The 17048-nt window shown below is 69.0% G+C and carries 16 protein-coding genes; 7 read left to right on the forward strand and 9 right to left on the reverse strand.

All coding sequences use genetic code 11. From position 1 onward, the window contains the following. Positions 1-59 precede the first annotated feature (59 nt). Together lpxC and ACEN9N_RS00210 are read left to right on the forward strand one after the other, a co-directional pair. A complete protein-coding gene (gene lpxC, locus ACEN9N_RS00205) occupies positions 60-983 on the forward strand; it encodes a UDP-3-O-acyl-N-acetylglucosamine deacetylase (RefSeq protein WP_042673244.1) in 924 nt (307 codons plus the stop codon). A gap of 14 nt (positions 984-997) precedes the next feature. After that, positions 998-1174, forward strand: a complete 177-nt coding sequence (locus tag ACEN9N_RS00210; RefSeq protein ID WP_007832441.1) for a hypothetical protein — start codon at positions 998-1000, stop codon at positions 1172-1174. Positions 1175-1208: 34 nt separating this feature from the next. Here ACEN9N_RS00210 and ACEN9N_RS00215 read toward each other — a convergent pair whose 3' ends face one another. Then, positions 1209-2165: a LysR family transcriptional regulator gene (locus tag ACEN9N_RS00215; RefSeq protein ID WP_413315127.1), complete on the reverse strand. Its 957-nt coding sequence runs from the start codon at positions 2163-2165 to the stop codon at positions 1209-1211. Between the two features lie 116 nt (positions 2166-2281). On the opposite strand from ACEN9N_RS00215, the gene ACEN9N_RS00220 reads away from it, so the two are divergent. Then, positions 2282-3604, forward strand: a complete 1323-nt coding sequence (locus tag ACEN9N_RS00220) for an alpha-methylserine aldolase (RefSeq protein WP_007832435.1) — start codon at positions 2282-2284, stop codon at positions 3602-3604. A gap of 1 nt (position 3605) precedes the next feature. Here ACEN9N_RS00220 and ruvC read toward each other — a convergent pair whose 3' ends face one another. Continuing rightward, entirely contained in the window at positions 3606-4154 is a 549-nt protein-coding gene (gene ruvC, locus ACEN9N_RS00225) for a crossover junction endodeoxyribonuclease RuvC (protein WP_495655120.1), read from the reverse strand. 147 nt (positions 4155-4301) lie between these two features. On the opposite strand from ruvC, the gene ACEN9N_RS00230 reads away from it, so the two are divergent. Then, a complete protein-coding gene (locus tag ACEN9N_RS00230) occupies positions 4302-6377 on the forward strand; it encodes an ATP-binding protein (protein WP_495655121.1) in 2076 nt (691 codons plus the stop codon). Between the two features lie 149 nt (positions 6378-6526). Here the strand turns inward: ACEN9N_RS00230 and ACEN9N_RS00235 are convergent, their stop codons facing one another. Both ACEN9N_RS00235 and ACEN9N_RS00240 read right to left on the reverse strand, forming a co-directional pair. Next, positions 6527-7516: a phosphatidate cytidylyltransferase gene (locus ACEN9N_RS00235; RefSeq protein WP_007831391.1), complete on the reverse strand. Its 990-nt coding sequence runs from the start codon at positions 7514-7516 to the stop codon at positions 6527-6529. A gap of 12 nt (positions 7517-7528) precedes the next feature. Continuing rightward, positions 7529-8386: a lysophospholipid acyltransferase family protein gene (locus ACEN9N_RS00240; protein ID WP_413315125.1), complete on the reverse strand. Its 858-nt coding sequence runs from the start codon at positions 8384-8386 to the stop codon at positions 7529-7531. Between ACEN9N_RS00240 and ACEN9N_RS00245 the strand changes: the two genes are divergently transcribed. Beyond that, entirely contained in the window at positions 8387-8812 is a 426-nt protein-coding gene (locus ACEN9N_RS00245) for a ribosomal maturation YjgA family protein (RefSeq protein ID WP_413315124.1), read from the forward strand. Here ACEN9N_RS00245 and mtgA read toward each other — a convergent pair. The 5 genes from mtgA to ACEN9N_RS00270 form a co-directional block, all read right to left on the reverse strand. Further along, positions 8778-9521, reverse strand: a complete 744-nt coding sequence (gene mtgA / locus ACEN9N_RS00250) for a monofunctional biosynthetic peptidoglycan transglycosylase (protein WP_007831396.1) — start codon at positions 9519-9521, stop codon at positions 8778-8780. The genes ACEN9N_RS00245 and mtgA overlap by 35 nt on opposite strands. After that, entirely contained in the window at positions 9518-10378 is an 861-nt protein-coding gene (gene aroE / locus ACEN9N_RS00255) for a shikimate dehydrogenase (protein WP_495655122.1), read from the reverse strand. Before aroE ends, mtgA begins: the two co-directional genes overlap by 4 nt. A gap of 30 nt (positions 10379-10408) precedes the next feature. After that, positions 10409-11263 carry a cell envelope integrity TolA family protein gene (locus ACEN9N_RS00260; protein ID WP_413315121.1) on the reverse strand — a complete coding sequence of 285 codons (855 nt, stop codon included), beginning with the start codon at positions 11261-11263 and terminating at the stop codon, positions 10409-10411. Positions 11264-11312: 49 nt separating this feature from the next. Beyond that, entirely contained in the window at positions 11313-13370 is a 2058-nt protein-coding gene (locus tag ACEN9N_RS00265; RefSeq protein WP_413315120.1) for a ribonuclease catalytic domain-containing protein, read from the reverse strand. A gap of 138 nt (positions 13371-13508) precedes the next feature. Further along, a complete protein-coding gene (locus ACEN9N_RS00270; RefSeq protein ID WP_042673102.1) occupies positions 13509-14102 on the reverse strand; it encodes a YqiA/YcfP family alpha/beta fold hydrolase in 594 nt (197 codons plus the stop codon). Between the two features lie 359 nt (positions 14103-14461). On the opposite strand from ACEN9N_RS00270, the gene ACEN9N_RS00275 reads away from it, so the two are divergent. Then, the gene (locus tag ACEN9N_RS00275) at positions 14462-15196 is read left to right on the forward strand and encodes a response regulator transcription factor (protein ID WP_042673104.1); all 735 of its coding nucleotides are present in this window, start codon (positions 14462-14464) and stop codon (positions 15194-15196) included. Between the two features lie 6 nt (positions 15197-15202). Next, entirely contained in the window at positions 15203-17047 is a 1845-nt protein-coding gene (locus tag ACEN9N_RS00280; RefSeq protein WP_495655123.1) for a sensor histidine kinase, read from the forward strand. Position 17048: the final 1 nt, after the last annotated feature.

The following is a 17048-nucleotide window of genomic DNA, read 5'->3' on the forward strand; positions in this document are numbered from 1 at the left end:
TCGGTGCCATAGCGAAGGGCATAGGGGCCCACGCCCGGCGCGCGCCTAAAATCCCCGGCGTGCTGCAACAACGAACCCTCAAGTCGATCAGCCGCGCCGTGGGCGTGGGGCTTCACAGCGGCCAACGCGTGGAGCTGACCCTGCGTCCGGCCCCGGCCGACACGGGCATCGTGTTCCGCCGCGTCGACCTGCCGGAGCCGGTCGAGATCCGCATGACCGCCGAGTCGGTCACCGACACGCGTCTCGCGTCCACGGTCTCCACCGGCGGCGCGAAGGTGCAGACCGTCGAGCACATCATGTCCGCCTGCGCGGGCCTGGGCATCGACAACCTCTACATCGACATCACGGCCGACGAAGTGCCGATCCTCGACGGGTCGGCCTCGTCCTTCGTGTTCCTGCTGCAAAGCGCGGGCATCGCGCTGCAGAAGGCGCCGCGCCGCTTCATCCGCGTGACCCGCAAGGTCGAGGTGCGCGAGGGCGAAGGCGCCAACGAGAAATGGGCGAGCCTGGAGCCATACCACGGCTACAAGCTGAGCTTCGAGATCGACTTCGACCACCGCGTCGTCAACTCCACCGGCCAGCGCGTGGAGTTCGACCTGGGCACCGATTCATACAGCCGCGACATCGCGCGTGCGCGCACCTTCGGTTTCACCAAGGAGGTCGAGTACATGCGCAGCAAGGGCCTCGCGCTCGGCGGCGGGCTGGACAACGCCATCGTGATGGACGACACCAAGGTGCTCAATGCCGGCGGCCTGCGCTATGACGACGAGTTCGTGAAGCACAAGATCCTCGACGCGATGGGCGACCTTTACATCATCGGCAAGCCGCTGCTGGCGGCCTACACCGCGTTCCGCTCGGGCCATGCGCTCAACAACAAGCTGCTGCGCGAACTGCTCTCGCACAGCGACGCCTACGAAGTCGTGACCTTCGACGACGAGAAGCGCGCGCCACGCGGTTTCGGCGAAGTCGCCCGCGCCTGGTAGGCGTCGCCCCGACGATGCTTCTTTTCCGCTGGGCCATCCTGCTGCTTCTGCTGGTGGCAGGCGTGTGCTTCGCGTTCTATGCGGGCACGGGGCAGGCCAGGTACCGGCGCATCGGATGGATCGTGTTGAAGTGGACGCTGCTCGCGGCGTTCGGCTTCTTCGCGGTGCTGATCGCCGAACGCGTCGTGTAGTTGGGCTCGCCCCCAGGCTTCGTGCATTGGACCGTCAGGCGGCCAGCGCCTGCAACGCCTGCACCTGTTGCGCGAGCAGCGGTCCCTTGCGGTGTGTGGGCACCAGCAGCATGACTGTGTCGCCGACTGCTTTCGGCCTGCCCCAGGGCGCATGCAGCTTGCCTTGCGCGAGCATTGGCGCAACCAGCCGCTCGCGACCCATCAGCACGCCTTCGCCATCGAGCGCGGCCTGCAGTGCGAGGCTGTAGAGCGAGAAGTCGGGGCCGGCCGCGAGCGCGTCGGCTTCGATCGCCGTGGTGCCGGGCCGCGCGGCTTGCAGCCAGCGCGGCCAGTCGTCGCGCCAGACGGTGTCGTGCAGGCCGCCGCAGCGCGCCAGCAGTTCCGTCAGGTCATCGAGGGAGCGCGGCCTGCCGCTGGGCGATGGCTGCTGCAGGCGCGGGCTGCACACCGGCAGCAGCCGGTCGCGTACCAGCGGGATCGCCTGCGCGCCGACGGCTGTTTCGATGTGCTCGCCGGCCCGTGCATAGAACAGGCCGAGATCGAAGGGCTCGCGGCGGAAATTCGGCGGCTGCTCCAACGCCGTGACCGACACCTGTACGCCGGGCAGCGCGGCCTTCAGCCGGGAGAGCCGCGGCGACAGCCAAAGCTGCGCCACGGCCGGCAGTGCAGCCACCTGCAGCGTGCTGCGGCGCGCGGCGGTCTGGGTCTCGTGGCGCAGTGCCTGCACCGCAAGGCCGAGCTGATCGACGGCCGCGCTGAGGGCAGGCAAGGCGCGCCGCCCGTGCGGGCTGAGGCGAATGCCCTGGCTGTGCCGCTCGAACAGTGCGCCGCCGGCCCAGGTTTCCAGCGCCTTGATCTGCTGCGCGACGGCGGCCGGCGTGACGAACAGTTCTTCGGCCGCGCGCGCGAAGCTGCCGTGGCGCGCGGCCGCCTCGAAAGCGCGCACGGCCGTGTGCGGCGGCAGGCGAGGGCGGGGCGGTGCGAGCGGCATGCGAGGATCTTCCAGGCCAAGTTTTTCCAGGGCTCAGGCCTAGATTATCCGGTTTGCCCGGCCGCGCACTGCAGGCGACGATGCGCCCATCCACCACTTCCAGCGAGATCCACCGCATGCCCGCCGCCCTGCAACGCCGCCCCTGGGTTCCCGCCGCCAGCGAAGACCACGTGCTTTCCATTGCCGCCGACGCCGCCGCGCGCGATGCGGCGGGCGTCGCCACCGAGATCGAGCGGCTGGTGGCCGACAACCACCGCATCCACGACATCGACGGGCTGAATCTCAACCCCGCTACCAACGTGATGAACCCAGCCGCCGAGGCGCTGCTGTCGCGCGGGCTCGGCTCGCGCCCCTCGCTCGGCTATCCGGGCGACAAGTACGAGATGGGATTGGAGGCCATCGAGCGGATCGAGGTCGTCGCCGCCGAACTCGCGGCTGAGGTCTTCGGCGCGAAGTTCGCCGAAGTGCGCGTGAGTTCCGGCGCGCTGTCGAATCTCTACGTGTTCATGGCGACTTGCCAGCCTGGCGACACGATCATCGTGCCGCCGCCCAGCATCGGCGGCCATGTCACGCACCATGCGGCGGGCGCGGCCGGGCTCTATGGCCTGAAGCCGGTTTCCGCGCCGGTCGATGCCGATGGCTATACGGTCGATACCATCGCGCTGGCCAGGCTGGCGCGCGAAGTGAAGCCGAAGCTCATCACCATCGGCGGCAGCCTGAACCTGTTTCCGCATCCGGTGCCCGAGATCCGCGAGATCGCCGATGGCGTGGGCGCGAAGCTGCTGTTCGACGCGGCACACCTCTCGGGCATGGTGGCCGGCAAGGCGTGGCCGCAGCCGCTCGAACAGGGTGCGCATGCGATCACCATGAGCACCTACAAGAGCCTGGGCGGCCCGGCGGGTGGCCTGATCGTGTCGAATGACGCGGCGCTGATGGAGCGCATCGACGCCATCGCATACCCCGGCCTCACGGCCAATTCGGATGCGGGCCGCACGGCCGCGCTGGCCCGCGGGCTGCTCGACTGGAAGGCGCATGGCGTAGCCTATGCAGCTGCCATGCGCGAGACCGCGCAGGCACTGGCGCGCGCGCTCGATGCGCAAGGCCTGCCCGTGTTCGCGAAGGCGCGCGGCTTCACGCAGTCGCACCAGCTTGCGGTTGAAGCAGCGCGCTGGGGCGGCGGGCAGCATGCGGCGAAGAAGCTCGCGCGAGGCGGCCTGCTGGCCTGCGGCATCGGCCTGCCGATCGCGCCCGTGGAGGGCGACATCAATGGCCTGCGGCTCGGCGTGCCCGAGATCGTGCGCCTGGGCTTCACGCCCGACGACATGCCGCAGCTTGCCGACTGGATCGCGCGTGCACTCGAAGGCGATGCGGCGTGCGTGGCCGCCGAAGTGCGCGAGCGCCGCACGCGGCTCGGCGAGTTGCGCTACATCGTGCGCTGACTCAGCGCGAACGCCCTTGCCGGTAGGTGCCGGCGTGGGTCTTCGACAGCTGGGCCGCTTCCGCGAGCCGCGCCATCGAGCGCCCCACCTGCGCATGCGTGATGGCGATGCCAAGCGCGTCCGCCGCATCGGCGCCCGGCAGGCCTGGCAGGTCGAGCAGCCGCCGCACCATCTCCTGCACCTGCGCCTTGGCGGCCGGGCCGGGGCCGCCCACGGCCTTCTTCATCTGCAGCGCGGTGTACTCGGCCACCGAGAGGTTGTTGCTGACCAGCGCGGTCACGCAGGCACCGCGCGCCTGCCCCAGCAGCAGCGTCGACTGCGGGTTGACGTTGACGAAGATGATCTCGACCGCCGACGCATCGGGCTGGTAGCGCGATGTGATCTCCGCGATGCCGTCGAACAGCACCTTCAGGCGCGCCGGCAGGTTGCCGGTGCCCAGGTGCCGGGTGCTGATGGTGCCGCTGGCCACGTAGCGCAGCGCATGGCCGTCCGCGTCGACCACGCCGAAACCGGTGGTCTGCAAGCCGGGGTCGATGCCAAGAATGCGCATGAGAGAAACGAAAGGCCTACGCCCGAGCAAAGAGGAGAGAGAAGGACCGAGCCAGCGCTGGAAAGCCGCGCGATCGCGGGCAGAATCCGTGCCGATTCGTACAGTCTGCCCCGCTTCCCGCAGGGCGCGCCACACAAGGAAGCGAATGTGAATGTAGTCGAGTCCTCCGCGCAGCGGCAACTGGACGAGGCGCAAGCCTTGCTCGAACGCCTGCAGCACCCCGCTGAACGCGCAGCCGCGAGCTTCCGGCGCGTCGAACTGCTCAACGACCTGGGCCGCCGCGACGAGGCGCTGGCCGGCTGCACCCGGCTGCTCGACGAATTCGCGGCCATGCCCGAGGCCGGCGTGGTCGTGCCCTGCTGCCAGGCGCTGCGCCTGCTGGCGCACATGCTGCGCCAGATGCACCGCCCCGCCGATGCGCTCGCCACCCTCGACCGCCTGATCGCCGCGCACGGCCAGCGCGGCGAGCCCGGGATCCGCGAGCACATCGCCCATGCGCTGTACCAGCGCACCTGGTGGATCGACGAGCCCGCGGCGCGCTGCGAGGCCTGCGACGCCATGAGCGAACGGCTCGACAGCCAGCCCGATGCCGCGCTCGACGCCTGGCGCGTGGAGGCCCGGCTGCTCAAGGCCGAGATCGAACATCACCGCGGCCTGCCGCAGGACGCACTGGCCACGCTCGATGCGGTAATCGAGCGCTTCGACGGCAGCACCGAGCCGGGCGTGGTGCTGCGCGTGGCGCGCGCGCGCCTGGCCTCGGTGCTGAACCTGCGCGAGCTGGCGCAGCATGCGCAGGCCCAGGTGATGTGCCTGGCGGTGGCCGACCAGATCGAGGCCGGCCTTGAGGACGCGGCGCCCGAGCTGCGCATCGAGGGCGTGCGGGCGCTGACCCTGTTCTTCGACGGGTTCGGCATCGACGAGCATGCGAACCGCGCCGAGCTGGTCGGCTGGCTGCTCGAGCGCTACGGCCGCGATGCCTCGGCGCAGGTACGCCGCATGGCCGTGCGCCGTGCCTACGACTGGTCGGTGGGCCTGCGCGAGCAGGATGACGGGGAGGCCGCGCTGGCCGCCTGCGAGCGGTTGCTCGCCACCTTCGGCGCGGACTCCGATGCCGGGGTGCAGCGCACCGTGGCGGGCGCGCTGCTCAACAAGGGCTTCGTGCTGCTCGAACGGCTCGGCCGAGCCGAAGAGGCGCTCGCCGTGTACGAGCAGCTCGCGAAGCAATTGCGGGGCGCTCTCACGCCCGAGCTGCAGGACACCCTGGACAAGGCCACCGCCGGCCGCCAGGCCTGCCTGAAGCGGCTGCGCAAGGCCGATGCCGCCGGCAACCTGCCGGAACTGCCGTCCGAGCTGCGCGACGAAGTGCGCGACAAGGTCAGGCAGGGCCGCAAGCATGGCGATGCCGGCGAATCGAACGAGGCCATCGCGCTGTTCGACGAGGTGCTGGCCGCGCATGGCGCGTCGCCGCACCCCGAGCTGCGCCGGCAGTGCGCGCGGGCGCTGGTCCACAAGGCCTTTTGCCTGGTCGCGCTGGAGCGCTTCGCCGAAGTGGTCGTTGCCGCCGATGCGATGGACGCGCGCTACGGCGCCGACCCGTCCACGGAGATGCAGGAGACCGTCGCGCTGTGCCTGCAATACAAGAGCACCGCGCTCGACCGCCTCGGCCTGCACGACGACGGGATGCGGGTGCACGACCAAATCGTCGCGCGCTGGGGCAACTCCGAGTTGCCGGACCTGCGCGGGCGCGTGGTCGGTGCGCTGTTCCGCAAGGGCGCCACGCTGCGCCAGACCGGCCAGCTCAAGGCGGCCGTGGACTGCTACGACGAGGCCATTGCTCGCACCACCGGTGCGAGGGAAGGCACGCTGCAGCTGTGGGCCGCCAAGTCGATGATCAACAAGGCCAAGGCGCTCGACAAGCTCGGCGACCCCGTGGGGCAGGCCAAGGCCTACCGCGCGCTGATCGCGCGCTTCGGCGATTCGGGCGATGCCGCGCTGCGCGAGCGCGCCGCCAATGCCTGCGAATGGCTGGCCGAGGCCGAGGGCCGGCAGGGTCGCGTCGAGGCGCAGCGCGCGGCGCTCGAAGCCGCGCTGGGGCGCTTCGGCACGGCGTTGTCGGCCGAGCAGCGCGCGCGCCTCATGCGCGAGCTGCAGGCGCTGAAGGCCAGGGCGTTCGGCCGAAAGGCCAAGGAGGCCTTCGACCGCGTGGTGCGACGCAAGGCCTGAGCGAGGTCACCCGACGCTCGAATCTGAACTGTCTCCGGAGTTCTTTCAGGAATACCGCGGAACCGGCTTTGCCGGGCCGCAGGTATTGCCCCCTGCAAGGGGGTTGGCGAAGCGACACGAAGTGCGCGCAGCTTGGGGGTGTGCCACGTTCAGGCGTTGAAGTACCAGCGGATCGAGTGGAAGAAGATCGGGGCGGCGAAGCACAGCGCATCGACCCGGTCGAGAAGGCCGTTGGCTCCCGTCACGCCCACGCCCTTCTGGCCCCAGTTCGGAATCCCCCGGTCGCGCTTGAGTGCCTTCATCACGAGGTGCCCCATCGATCCCGCGATGCAGGCAATGACCGATACCGCCAGCGCTTGCCCGAACCTGAACGGCGTGATGAACGAGAACAGCGCGCCCACCAGGCTGGCCACGACGATGCCGATACCCCAGCTGGTCCAGTTGAAGCTGCGGCTCACGTTGGGCGCGAAGGGCGTGCGCTGCATGCGGCGCGAGATCAGGTGCTGCACCAGCACCGAGGTCTGCACCACGAACACCAGGAAGAACACGAGGAACGCGCTCTTGCCTTCGTAGCCCGGAAAGCTCAGCAGCAGCAGCGCAGGCACGTGGCTCATGCCGTAGACGCAGACCATGATGCCCCACTGCAGCTTGGCGTTGCGCTCGAGGAACTGGCTCGGGTCGTCGGCCAGCGCGCTCGCCACCGGGATCGCGAGGAACACGTAGACCGGGATGAACACGGTGAACAGGTCGAAGCGCGCGGTGGCCACCAGCCAGAACTGGATCGGCAGCACCACGAAGAAGGCCAGGATCAGGCTGCGGTGGTCGCCGCGCCGCGTGGGCGAGAGCGTGATGAACTCGCGCAGCGCGAAAAAGGAAATCAGCGCGAATAGCACGGTGGCCACGGTTTCGCCCAGCGCCCAGCCGATCCAGAAGATGATCACCATGAACCAGGTGGTGCCCAGCAGCGCGCGGAAGTGCGCCAACTCGGCCTGCCAGGCGGCGTCGTGCACGGGGTTGCGGCGCTCCCGGAAGGTGAGGAAGAACGCGGTGGCGCTCACGATTGCGAGCAGGCCGAATACGATGAGGAAGAGTGCAGCGACCTGCTGGGTCGGGGTGAGGCTGCGCAGGAACTGGTTCATCTGTCGGTCATTTCAGACATCGCGCAAGGCAATCACCGCGGCACGCGCACGATCAAGGAAGGGCCGGCGCTCTTCGCCTTCTTCGACACGGATCGGCGCGCCGAAAGTGACCGAGCAGAGGATGGGCACTGGCACGATCTCGCCCTTGGGCATCACGCGCTGCACGTTGTCGATCCAGGCGGGCACCAGCACCACCTCTGGGAACATCGTGGCTAGCGTGTAGAGGCCCGACTTGAACTTCTGCGGCTCGCCCGTGTGGCCGCGCGTGCCCTCGGGAAAGATGATGATCGAGTCGCCGCTTCGCAGGGCTTCGACGAGGGGCGCAAGCGGATCGGGCGCAGGAGCTGCCGCGACGGGCGGGGCTTCGGGTTCTGCCGACGGAGGCGGCGGGGCAGGGGGCTCCGGCAGGTCGAGCCGGCCTTGCGCTTCGGGCACCGTCTCGGCGGGCGGTTCCGGCGTCGTCAATGGCAGCAGGGGCTCCATCGACGGCTCGATGCGCTCGGCCGGTGAGGGAGCGACGGCTCGCGCAGCGGGCGCTGGCGGCGGGGCCTCGACCGCCACAGGGGCAGGGGATGCCGTCGCAGCAGGCGCCGCCTGGCGCTCCACGTACACCGCGTTGAACACCTCCGTCGTGATCCAGCGCTTGACCGGCGTGTTGGCCCAGTAGTCGCGCGCCGCGATCGGCCGCGTGATGCTGCGCAGCTCCTCGGGCAGCGCCGCCCAGATCATCACCAGGTCGGCATGGCTCTGGTGGTTGGCGAAGTAGATGCGCTGCTCGGCCTTCGGCGGACAGCCATACCAGCGCGCCTGGGCGCCTGTGAGCAACCGGACGATTCCCAACAACAACCAACCCGTGAGCTTTGCCAGCATATGGGCGCGATGATACGGGCCATGCGATGGCGTCTCGATCCTCTTTCACTCGTGTGGGCGGCGGCCCTGTTCTTCGTTCTCGTGCTGCTGGCCACCGTCGGCGCGCGGTGGGGCTGGCTGCGCAGCTTCTTCGGCGACGTGCTGGCCGTGGTATGGGTGTACTTCGTCTTCAGGACCGCGATCGCCGCACGCGTATGGCCGCTGGCATTGGCCGCGCTGGGCGTGGGGCTCGCGGTCGAGCTCGGGCAATACCTCGCGGCGGCGTGGCACCTGCACATCCCGAACCGCGCCTTGCGCATCGTGCTCGGCAGCACGGCCGACTGGTGGGACGTGCTGGCCTATGTGATCGGCTTCGGTGCGGTGCTGGCCATCGAAGGCCTGCGCGGCACGCTCAGGGCAGTTCGGCCGCAGGCATCCGTGCCATGACCGTCGACGCCCGCCCGCTCAGGTAGGGCGAACCGAGCCGGCGCTCGAAGAACCTGGGGCTCGGCAGCATCACCGCGAGGCGCGCGGCCTCGCTGGTGCTCAGGCGCGAGGCAGGCTTGCGGAAGTAGTACTGCGACGCCGCCTCGGCACCGAACACGCCTTCGCCCCACTCGACATTGTTGAGATAGATCTCGAGGATGCGCCGCTTGTCCAGCAGCACTTCGAGCAGCGTGGCGAGCACCAGCTCCTGGCCCTTGCGCAGCAAGGTGCGTTCGCTGGACAGCAGCAGGTTCTTCGCGAGCTGCTGCGTGATGGTCGATCCGCCGCGCAGCTGCACGGGCCGCACCGGCTTGCCGCGTGCCAAGGCGCGCGCCGCGCGTTTGGCGGCCAACTCCTCGGCCTTGGCGTTGCGCTGGCGCGCGCGCTCGATGGCTTCCCACTCCACCCCGTTGTGGTCGACGAAGCCGGCGTCCTCGCTCGCGATGACGGCGCGCTTGAGCGTGTCGTTGATCTGCGAATAGGGCACCCACTGCTGCCGCCAGCCGCCGCCGCTGCCCTGGTGGATGGCAATCTGGAAGGCTTCGGAGCGCTGGAACGCGGTGCTCTGCGGATCGACCACGGCCATTGCCGCGATGCGCGCCACGAAGAACAGCTCGAGTGCCGCGCCCGCCACCACGAGGCAGGCGATCAGGCGCAGCACGGCTTTCATTTTTTCGCAGCGGCGAGCGATGCGCGCACTTCGGCCAGCACCTGTGCGGAAGGCGGGCGCACGCCGCGCCAGATCTCGAACGACTCGGCCGCCTGCTCGACGAGCATGCCCAGCCCGTCGCGCGCCACCGCGCCATGCGCCTCGGCCCAGTCCATGAAGCCCGCGGCCGCGGGGCCGTACATCATGTCGACCGCGAGCCCGCCGGCGCGCAGCACGCTGGCCGTCACCGGCACCGCATCGCCCACGAGGCTGGAGGCCGTGGCGTTGACCACCACGTCGAAGGCGCCCGGTACTTCGTCGAGCGCCCAGGCCTCGAGCGAGGCGCCATGGCGCAGCGCGAGGGCCGCATGGCGGCGCACCAGCTCGACGGCCTTGCCGACGGTGCGGTTCGCGACCACGACGCGCGAGACGCCCGCATCGAGCAGCGGGCCGAGCACGCCGGCTGCCGCACCGCCCGCACCGATCAGCAGCAGCGCCTTGCCTTTCAGCGGCACGCCCGCGTTGCGCACGATGTCGTTGACCAGGCCGATGCCGTCGGTGTTGTCCGCATGGATGCTGCCGTCGGCGTCGAAGCGTAGCGTGTTGGCCGCCTGCGCGAGCAGGGCGCGTTCGCTGGTGTGCTGCGCCAGCGCAGCGGCTTCGAACTTGAAGGGGACCGTGATGTTGCAGCCGCGCGCGGTGTCGCCGCGTTCGGCGGCTTCGCTGCGAAAGGCCGCGATGCCTTCGGCGAAGGCGCCGAGCGGAATCAGCCGCCGGCCATAGTCCAGCTGCTGGCCGCAGAGTTCGGCAAAACGCGCGTGGATGCCGGGCGAGCGGCTGTGCTCGACCGGGTTGCCCATGACGCAGTACAGGTCCATGGCGTCTGCCTCCTTGGGTTTTCTTGTCGTCTACTGCGAGGAGAGTTCGACCGACCCGTCGTGTGCAAACCGGAAGTGCGGCCGGATCACGATCTGGTCCGCATGCTCCTTGCGCATCGCATCGGTGAACTTGCCGAAGTTGCCGACGCTGGCAACGATGGCCTGGGCGCGCCGGTCCAGCACGGGAGTGCCCGAGCTTTCATCGACCACCGTCGAGAGCAGTCGGCCGTCGAAGTTGACCGTGATAGTCATCGTGAGCTCGCCATAGAGCTTCTTGCCGGCGAGCGTCGGGAAGTTGGCTGTGCCCTGCGCTTCCACCCGGCGGCGCAGCGAGTCCACGTAGCTCGCGAAGGCCGCTTCCCGCGTGAAGGGGCTCAGGAAGCGCTTCTTCGGGCGTGCGTTTTCCTCGTTCACGCGGCGCTCGATCTCGGCCAGCAGGTTGATCATCTGCCGGCGCTTTTCTTCCTGCGCCGTGGCCTCGGTCGGGTCGCCGGGGTTGCGCGGGTCGGGCGCAGGCATTGCGGCGAGCTCTCGCTTGAGCTGGGTGAGCATCTGCAACTGCTCGGTCTGCATCGCATCGACCTTGCGCTGCGCGTCCTCGAACGAATCGCCGACGGTGGTGAAGCTCGACGGCGGCAGCGGGCTGGTCGCGCGGCCCTTGTCGAGGTCGCCGCCGCCCGCAAGCGAGGTCTGCGCCCGCAGCCGGGCGCTGGGGTCGGGCTTGTCGTTGGTCTTTGTGTTGACCAGGATCACTTCGAGCGGCGTGTCGCTGAAGACCTTGTTGAACGATTCGGGATCGACGAAGCGCACCGCGAGCAGCACGGCATGCGCAATGACCGACACGCCCAGTGCAATCTGCAGCGTGCTGAGGTCCTTGAAGTTCATTCTCGAAATTCCTCCAGGGGGCGCATTTCTCCGGACGATCTGCCGAAGTTCATGCTGGCGTGTTTTCGGGTGCGGCTTCGCTGTCGCTCAGGTCGACGGCAATGGCGATCGGGCCTGCGACCACCTCTTCTTCCTCTCCGCTCTCTTCGTCGACGGCCGCATCGGCCTTCGGCGCGTCGAGGCGTTCGAGCACGGTGCCGGTCACGTCGAGCGCGATCTCGTCGATCTCGCCGAGCTTCACGCGCAGCCGTGCGCCGCGTTCCTGCTGGCCGGCCACCGGGAACACCAGCGGCAGCGTGTCGGCACGCACCAGCGCGCCGTTCGGCAGGTCCTTGATGACGGTGGCTTCGAGTTCGGTGATGCCCTGCTGCTGCAGGTACTTCAGCGTCCAGAAGCGTTCCATGCCGCCCTGGTAGGCGTTGTACGTGGCATAGGCCGCATCGAAGCCGGAGAGGATCGAGAACAGGTCGGCGTCCTTCGGCTTGAAAGGGGCGGCCAGTGCAGCGGTCTTGCCGTGGCGCGCCGCCGCGATGATCTGCCACTGGTTCACGAGGTCGGTATAGCGGCGCAGCGGCGAGGTGCTCCACGCGTAGCTCTTCACGCCCAGGCCCGCATGCGGCAGCGCGCGCGTGCCCATGCGCACCTTGATGCCGGGCGCGAGGCTCGCCTGGCTGCGGTAGAGGCCGGGCACGCCCAGTTCGCCGAGCCAGCCGCCCCAGCTGCTGTTGGCCAGGATCATCGCCTCGGACACGATCAGGTCGAGCGGCGCGCCGCGCTGGCGCGTGCTGATCTGCACCTGCTCGCTGCCGGTGGGCTCGCCGTCGTTGCCGACGAGGCGGAAGTTGTAGTCGGGCCGGTTGAAGTTCTCGGGCTTGCCGCGCACCACCTCGCGCTGCGCCTTCAACTGCTTGGCGAGGCGGAACAGGAAGGAGAGCGGGGCGCGCAGGTTCGCGGCGGCTTCGGGCGTGTCGTCGCTCTGGAACGCGCCGTCCTCCAGCCAAGGCTGCGTGACGACGCTGTCGAGCTGGTCGTGGCGCAGGTTGGCCACGATCGGCACGCGCTCCAGTTTCGTTTCGGTGGCTTGCAGTTCCAGCGTGGCTTCGTCGAAGCGCGCATAGAGCGACACGGCAGGCCGGTCACCGCCTTCGAGCAGGGTGTAGGTGTTGACCACGTCGTCGGGCAGCATCGTGATCTTGTAGCCCGGCATGTAGACCGTCGACATGCGCGCACGCGCCACGTTGTCGATGGCGCTGCCCGGCGTCAGCGCCAGAGCCGGCGCCGCGATGTGGATGCCGACCGTGACGGTGCCCGTACCCAAGCCTTGCACCGAGAGCGCGTCGTCGATCTCGGTGGTCTGCGAATCGTCGATCGAGAAGGCCTGCAAGCCGGACGCCACCGGCAGGTCGTCCACGATGGCCGGTGCCGCGAGCGCGGGAAAACCGGTGCCCTTGGGAAAGTTCTCGAACAGGAAGCGGCGCCAGTGGAACTGGTAGGGCGAGTCGATGGCGCCGGCGCGCTCCAGCAGATCGAGCGGCGGGCGTTGCGTGGCGCGCGAGGCGTCGACCACGGCCTTGTATTCGGGGGCGTTCTTGTCGGGGCGGAACAGGATCTTGTAGAGCTGCTCGCGCACCGGTGCGGGGCACACGCCTTCGGCCAACTGCGCGGCCCATTCGGCGATCTGCGCCTGGATGGCTTTTTTCTTCTCGATGGCGGCCAGCGCCTGCTGCACGATCTCGGCCGGCGCCTTCTTGAAGCGCCCCTTGCCCGCGCGGCGGAAATAGTGCGGCGCCTCGAACAGCGCGAACAGGGCGGCGGCCTGCTGCGCCAGCGAGGGCTTGTCGCTGAAATAATCGGCTGCGAGATCGGCAAAGCCGAATTCCCCCTCGGCCGCGAATTCCCAGGCGAGGTCGAGGTCCATGGCGGCGGCGAGCGTGCGCGCCTCGGCGATCAGGTCGGCGGGCGACGGTTTCTCGAAACGCAGCACGATGTTGGCGCCCTTGACCTTGACGCGCTTGCCGGTGTCGAGTTCGACCTGTGCCGACGCCTCGGCCTCCGACAGCACGCGGCCGCCGAGGTACTTGCCGGCTTCTTCAAACAATACAAACATCCCTCGATTGTCCCACGCTGAAAACCGGCGCGATCCAATTCCAGGATGCGGTGGAACCGGCCTTGCCGGGCCGCAGGCATCGCCCCCTGCAAGGGGATTGGCGCAGCGACATGAAGTGCGCGAAGCCCGGGGGTGTACCTAGATCGGGTTGATGAACGCCATGACGTCGTCGAGATGCGCTTTTTCGAAGTCGGAGAGGGCGTGGTCGCTGCCTTCGAGCAGCTTGATGTTGCTGTCGGGATAGCGCGCGGACATCTCATGCCAGTCGAGCGCTTCGTCGCCCTTGGCGATGATGGCGAAGACGCGCTCGGGCCGCGTGAGCGGGCCGACTTCCATCGCACGCAGTTCGTGGATGTATTCGGGGCGGAAGTAGAAATGCTCGGCCGGGTCGTGCCAGAGGGTCTGGTCGCCGATGTAGCGCGTGAGGTCGCGTGCGGGATGCACGGCCGGATTGAGCAGCACCGCGCGGCAGCGCGTCATGCCGGCCACGTAGGTCGCGTAGTACCCGCCGAGCGACGAGCCCACCACCGCCATCGACTTGCGCGGCCAATGCGCGATGCCCTTCATCACCATGTCGATGGCATCGTGCGGCGACGGCGGCAATTGCGGGCACCACCACTGCAGGTTCGGGTGGCGCTGCGCCACGCGTTCCGCGACGATCCGGGCCTTGGTCGAACGAGGCGAAGAACGGAAGCCGTGCAGATAGAGCAGGTGAGTGGTGTGCGCATCCATGCGAGGAAAGGACGGGAGGTGCGGCTGTTGCACCTCGCTTGGCGGGACCGGGTAATTCTGCATGAGGTCTGTTCTCGCGAGGCCGCTTCCAACATACGAAAAGCCCGCTGTGCGGGGGTTCTTCGGGAACGCTATAGCTTACTGAGGCCTGGGGCGCGTGGGCACCCTGTGTACGCGGAATCCAAAAGTACTCATGTGATGGCCAAGGGGTGCAGGTGGCCTGCGTTCGGGCTACGTCACATGCGAGAGAGGGGCTCGCCTCGGAAAAGCGCGGTTTCGTGGAGCCTTGCGATGTGCATCCCATGAACCGGGTAGGCGCGTACGGATTCGGTGGGGGCGCCGAGGCTTATGCTCTGCCCATGAACACTGAGGCTCAGGAGGACGCGACGCTGCACCGCTGGGGTGTGCTCGTTGTCGAAGACGACAGCCGCGCGCGCGCCTTTTTCGAGGCCAGCGTGCAGCGCAGCCCACGCCTTTTCTGGCTCGGCAGCGCCGGAACGGTGCAGGAAGCGCTGGGATGGCTGGCCCGCACCGCCACCATTCCCGACGTGCTGCTGGTCGACCTCGGCATGCCCGACGGCACGGGCCTCGATGTGATCCGGGACGCGGTCGCGCGCTTTCCTGGCTGCGAGCCGCTGGTGGTGTCGGTCTTCGGCGACGAGGAGAACGTGCTCGCCAGCATCGAAGCAGGGGCCGTGGGCTACATCCACAAGGACGCCGCACCGGAGGACATCGCGCAGACCATCGTGGAGATGAAGGCTGGCGCCTCCCCGATCTCGCCCATGATCGCGCGGCGCGTGCTCGCGAAGTACCGCAGCCTGCAATCGGCAGCCCCTCCCGGCGCGGCGCCGGGGGCAGCGCCCGAAGCCGCCGCGGAAGAGTCCGACCGCGGCCTGCTGTCGGCGCGCGAGCACGAGGTGCTGACGCTCATCGCTCGCGGCTTCTCGTACGCGGAAATCGCGCGGCTCAAAGGACTGAGCGTGCACACGGTGCAGACCCACATCAAGAATCTCTACGGAAAGCTCGCCGTGCATTCCAAGAGCGAGGCGGTTTTCGAAGCGACGCGTCTCGGCCTGTTGTCTCATCCGGGCTGAACGCAGATGCGACCAAGTCGGGTGCTGCTGCTGGTGCTTTGGCTGGCGATGCTCTTCGCGGGTATCCCCGGCGTCTGCGGCGCGGCCGCGTACGAGGCACCGATCGAACTGCGCCAGGGCACCGTCACGACCTCTGTCGACGGCACCACGCGCACGGGGCCTGTCGAGCTGCCCTACCACTGGGACCGCCGGCACCAGGGGCGCCCCGGCCTGGCGAGCTTCGATCTGCCGTTCAGGCTCGAGGCCGTGCCCGAGACACCGTGGGGCATCTTCATCCCGCGCGTCGGCAACGTTTTCGAGGTGCAGCTCAACGACGCGCTGCTGCAGGTCTACGGCGACCTGAGCCGCGGCAATGATGCCGACTACGCCAAGGCGCCCATCTACGTGCCGGTGCCCGGGCGCCTGCTGCGAACGGGCGACAACCTCCTGCAGATCCGGCTGCGCGCCGACACCGCGCGGCGCGCGGGGCTTTCGCGGGTGGTCATCGGGCCGGCCACGCCGGTGCGCAACGAACTCTTCGAGAGTGCCTACGCATGGCGCTTCACCGGCTCGGTGCTGCTGATGGCCTTCAGCCTGATCGTGGGCGGCATCGCGTTGGCGCTGTGGCTGACGCAGGTCGACGCCGATGCCAGGGGCGCGCAGCGGCGCGACGGCATTTACTTCTGGGCCGCGCTGGCCGAGTTCTGCTGGGCGCTGCGGGTGGCCGACGGCGTGATCGCGGAGCCGCCGCTGTCCTGGGGGCCATGGGGCGTGCTGATGGCCGCCTGCTATGCGGGCTGGGCAGCCTCTTCCATGATGTTCGTCTATCACCTCGCGGGATGGGCGCGCGAGCGCCGCGGCCGGTGGGTGCGCTGGCCGATCGCGGGCGTCGTGGCGGGGACGGTGCTGTCCAGTGCGCTGTCGCTGCAGCGCGACGAGCCGATGTGGCTCACCGGCTGGCTCGCCGTCGAGATCGTTTTCGTCCTGGCCTTCGCCGGCGCCTTCGCGGTTGCCACCCTGCGCAAGCCGAACGCCGAGAAGCTGCTGGTGGCCGGCGCTGCCCTGGTGACGGTGGCCTTCGGCACGCGCGACTGGCTGGTGATCCGCCTCGGCGACGCCTATGGCGAGACCACCTGGGTGCGCTATTCGTCGGTGTTCTTCGGCGTGGCGCTGCTGCTGATCGTGCTGCGGCGCTTTCGCGCGGCGAGCGTGCAGGCGCGCGGCTCGGTCGCGGCGCTCGCCGAGCGGGTGGCCCAGCGCGAGCGCGAGCTCGCGGCCACCTACGCAGAGCTCGAAGCGGCGGCGCGCGACCAGGCGCGCACCCACGAGCGCGAACGCATCCTGCGCGAGATGCACGACGGCGTGGGCTCGCACATCAGCTCGGCGATCCGGCAGCTGCAGTCGGGCCAGAGCAGCTCGGGCGATCTGCTGCGCACGCTGCGCGATTCGCTGGACCAGCTGAAGCTGTCGATCGATTCGATCCACCTGCCGCCGGGCGACGTGGGCGCGCTGCTGGCGGCGGCGCGCTACCGGCTGGAACCCCGGCTGGCGGCGGCGGGCATCGAGTTCGAATGGGCGGTGGACGAGGTGGAGCCGGTAGAAGGGCTCGACGCGCTGGGCATGCGGCAGTTGCAGTTCCTGCTGTTCGAGGCGATCTCCAACGTGCTGCAGCATGCGCAGGCCACCGTGCTGCGGTTCGAAGCCGGCATGCAGGGCAAGACGGTGCAGCTGCGGGTGATCGACAACGGCAAGGGCTTCGACGCGGTGAAGCACCTGCCGCGGTCGCTGGCGGAGCGCTCGGGGGCCATCGGGGCCCGGCTGGCGGTGGAAAGCCGACCCGGGCGCACGGTCGTTCAGCTCGAATTCGATTGAG

The sequence above is a fragment of the Variovorax sp. Varisp46 genome (assembly GCF_059491885.1).

What these genes read in the sequence shown, in the direction of transcription:
- ACEN9N_RS00275 (WP_042673104.1), top strand. Translation starts at nt 14,462, where the DNA reads ATGAACACTGAGGCTCAGGAGGACGCGACGCTGCACCGCTGGGGTGTG.
- ACEN9N_RS00240 (WP_413315125.1), bottom strand. Translation starts at nt 8,386, where the DNA reads ATGCTGGCAAAGCTCACGGGTTGGTTGTTGTTGGGAATCGTCCGGTTG.
- ruvC (WP_495655120.1), bottom strand. Translation starts at nt 4,154, where the DNA reads ATGCGCATTCTTGGCATCGACCCCGGCTTGCAGACCACCGGTTTCGGC.
- ACEN9N_RS00210 (WP_007832441.1), top strand. Translation starts at nt 998, where the DNA reads ATGCTTCTTTTCCGCTGGGCCATCCTGCTGCTTCTGCTGGTGGCAGGC.
- ACEN9N_RS00215 (WP_413315127.1), bottom strand. Translation starts at nt 2,165, where the DNA reads ATGCCGCTCGCACCGCCCCGCCCTCGCCTGCCGCCGCACACGGCCGTG.
- ACEN9N_RS00260 (WP_413315121.1), bottom strand. Translation starts at nt 11,263, where the DNA reads ATGAACTTCAAGGACCTCAGCACGCTGCAGATTGCACTGGGCGTGTCG.
- mtgA (WP_007831396.1), bottom strand. Translation starts at nt 9,521, where the DNA reads ATGAAAGCCGTGCTGCGCCTGATCGCCTGCCTCGTGGTGGCGGGCGCG.
- ACEN9N_RS00220 (WP_007832435.1), top strand. Translation starts at nt 2,282, where the DNA reads ATGCCCGCCGCCCTGCAACGCCGCCCCTGGGTTCCCGCCGCCAGCGAA.
- ACEN9N_RS00235 (WP_007831391.1), bottom strand. Translation starts at nt 7,516, where the DNA reads ATGAACCAGTTCCTGCGCAGCCTCACCCCGACCCAGCAGGTCGCTGCA.
- ACEN9N_RS00245 (WP_413315124.1), top strand. Translation starts at nt 8,387, where the DNA reads ATGGGCGCGATGATACGGGCCATGCGATGGCGTCTCGATCCTCTTTCA.
- aroE (WP_495655122.1), bottom strand. Translation starts at nt 10,378, where the DNA reads ATGGACCTGTACTGCGTCATGGGCAACCCGGTCGAGCACAGCCGCTCG.
- ACEN9N_RS00280 (WP_495655123.1), top strand. Translation starts at nt 15,203, where the DNA reads ATGCGACCAAGTCGGGTGCTGCTGCTGGTGCTTTGGCTGGCGATGCTC.
- ACEN9N_RS00265 (WP_413315120.1), bottom strand. Translation starts at nt 13,370, where the DNA reads ATGTTTGTATTGTTTGAAGAAGCCGGCAAGTACCTCGGCGGCCGCGTG.
- ACEN9N_RS00270 (WP_042673102.1), bottom strand. Translation starts at nt 14,102, where the DNA reads ATGGATGCGCACACCACTCACCTGCTCTATCTGCACGGCTTCCGTTCT.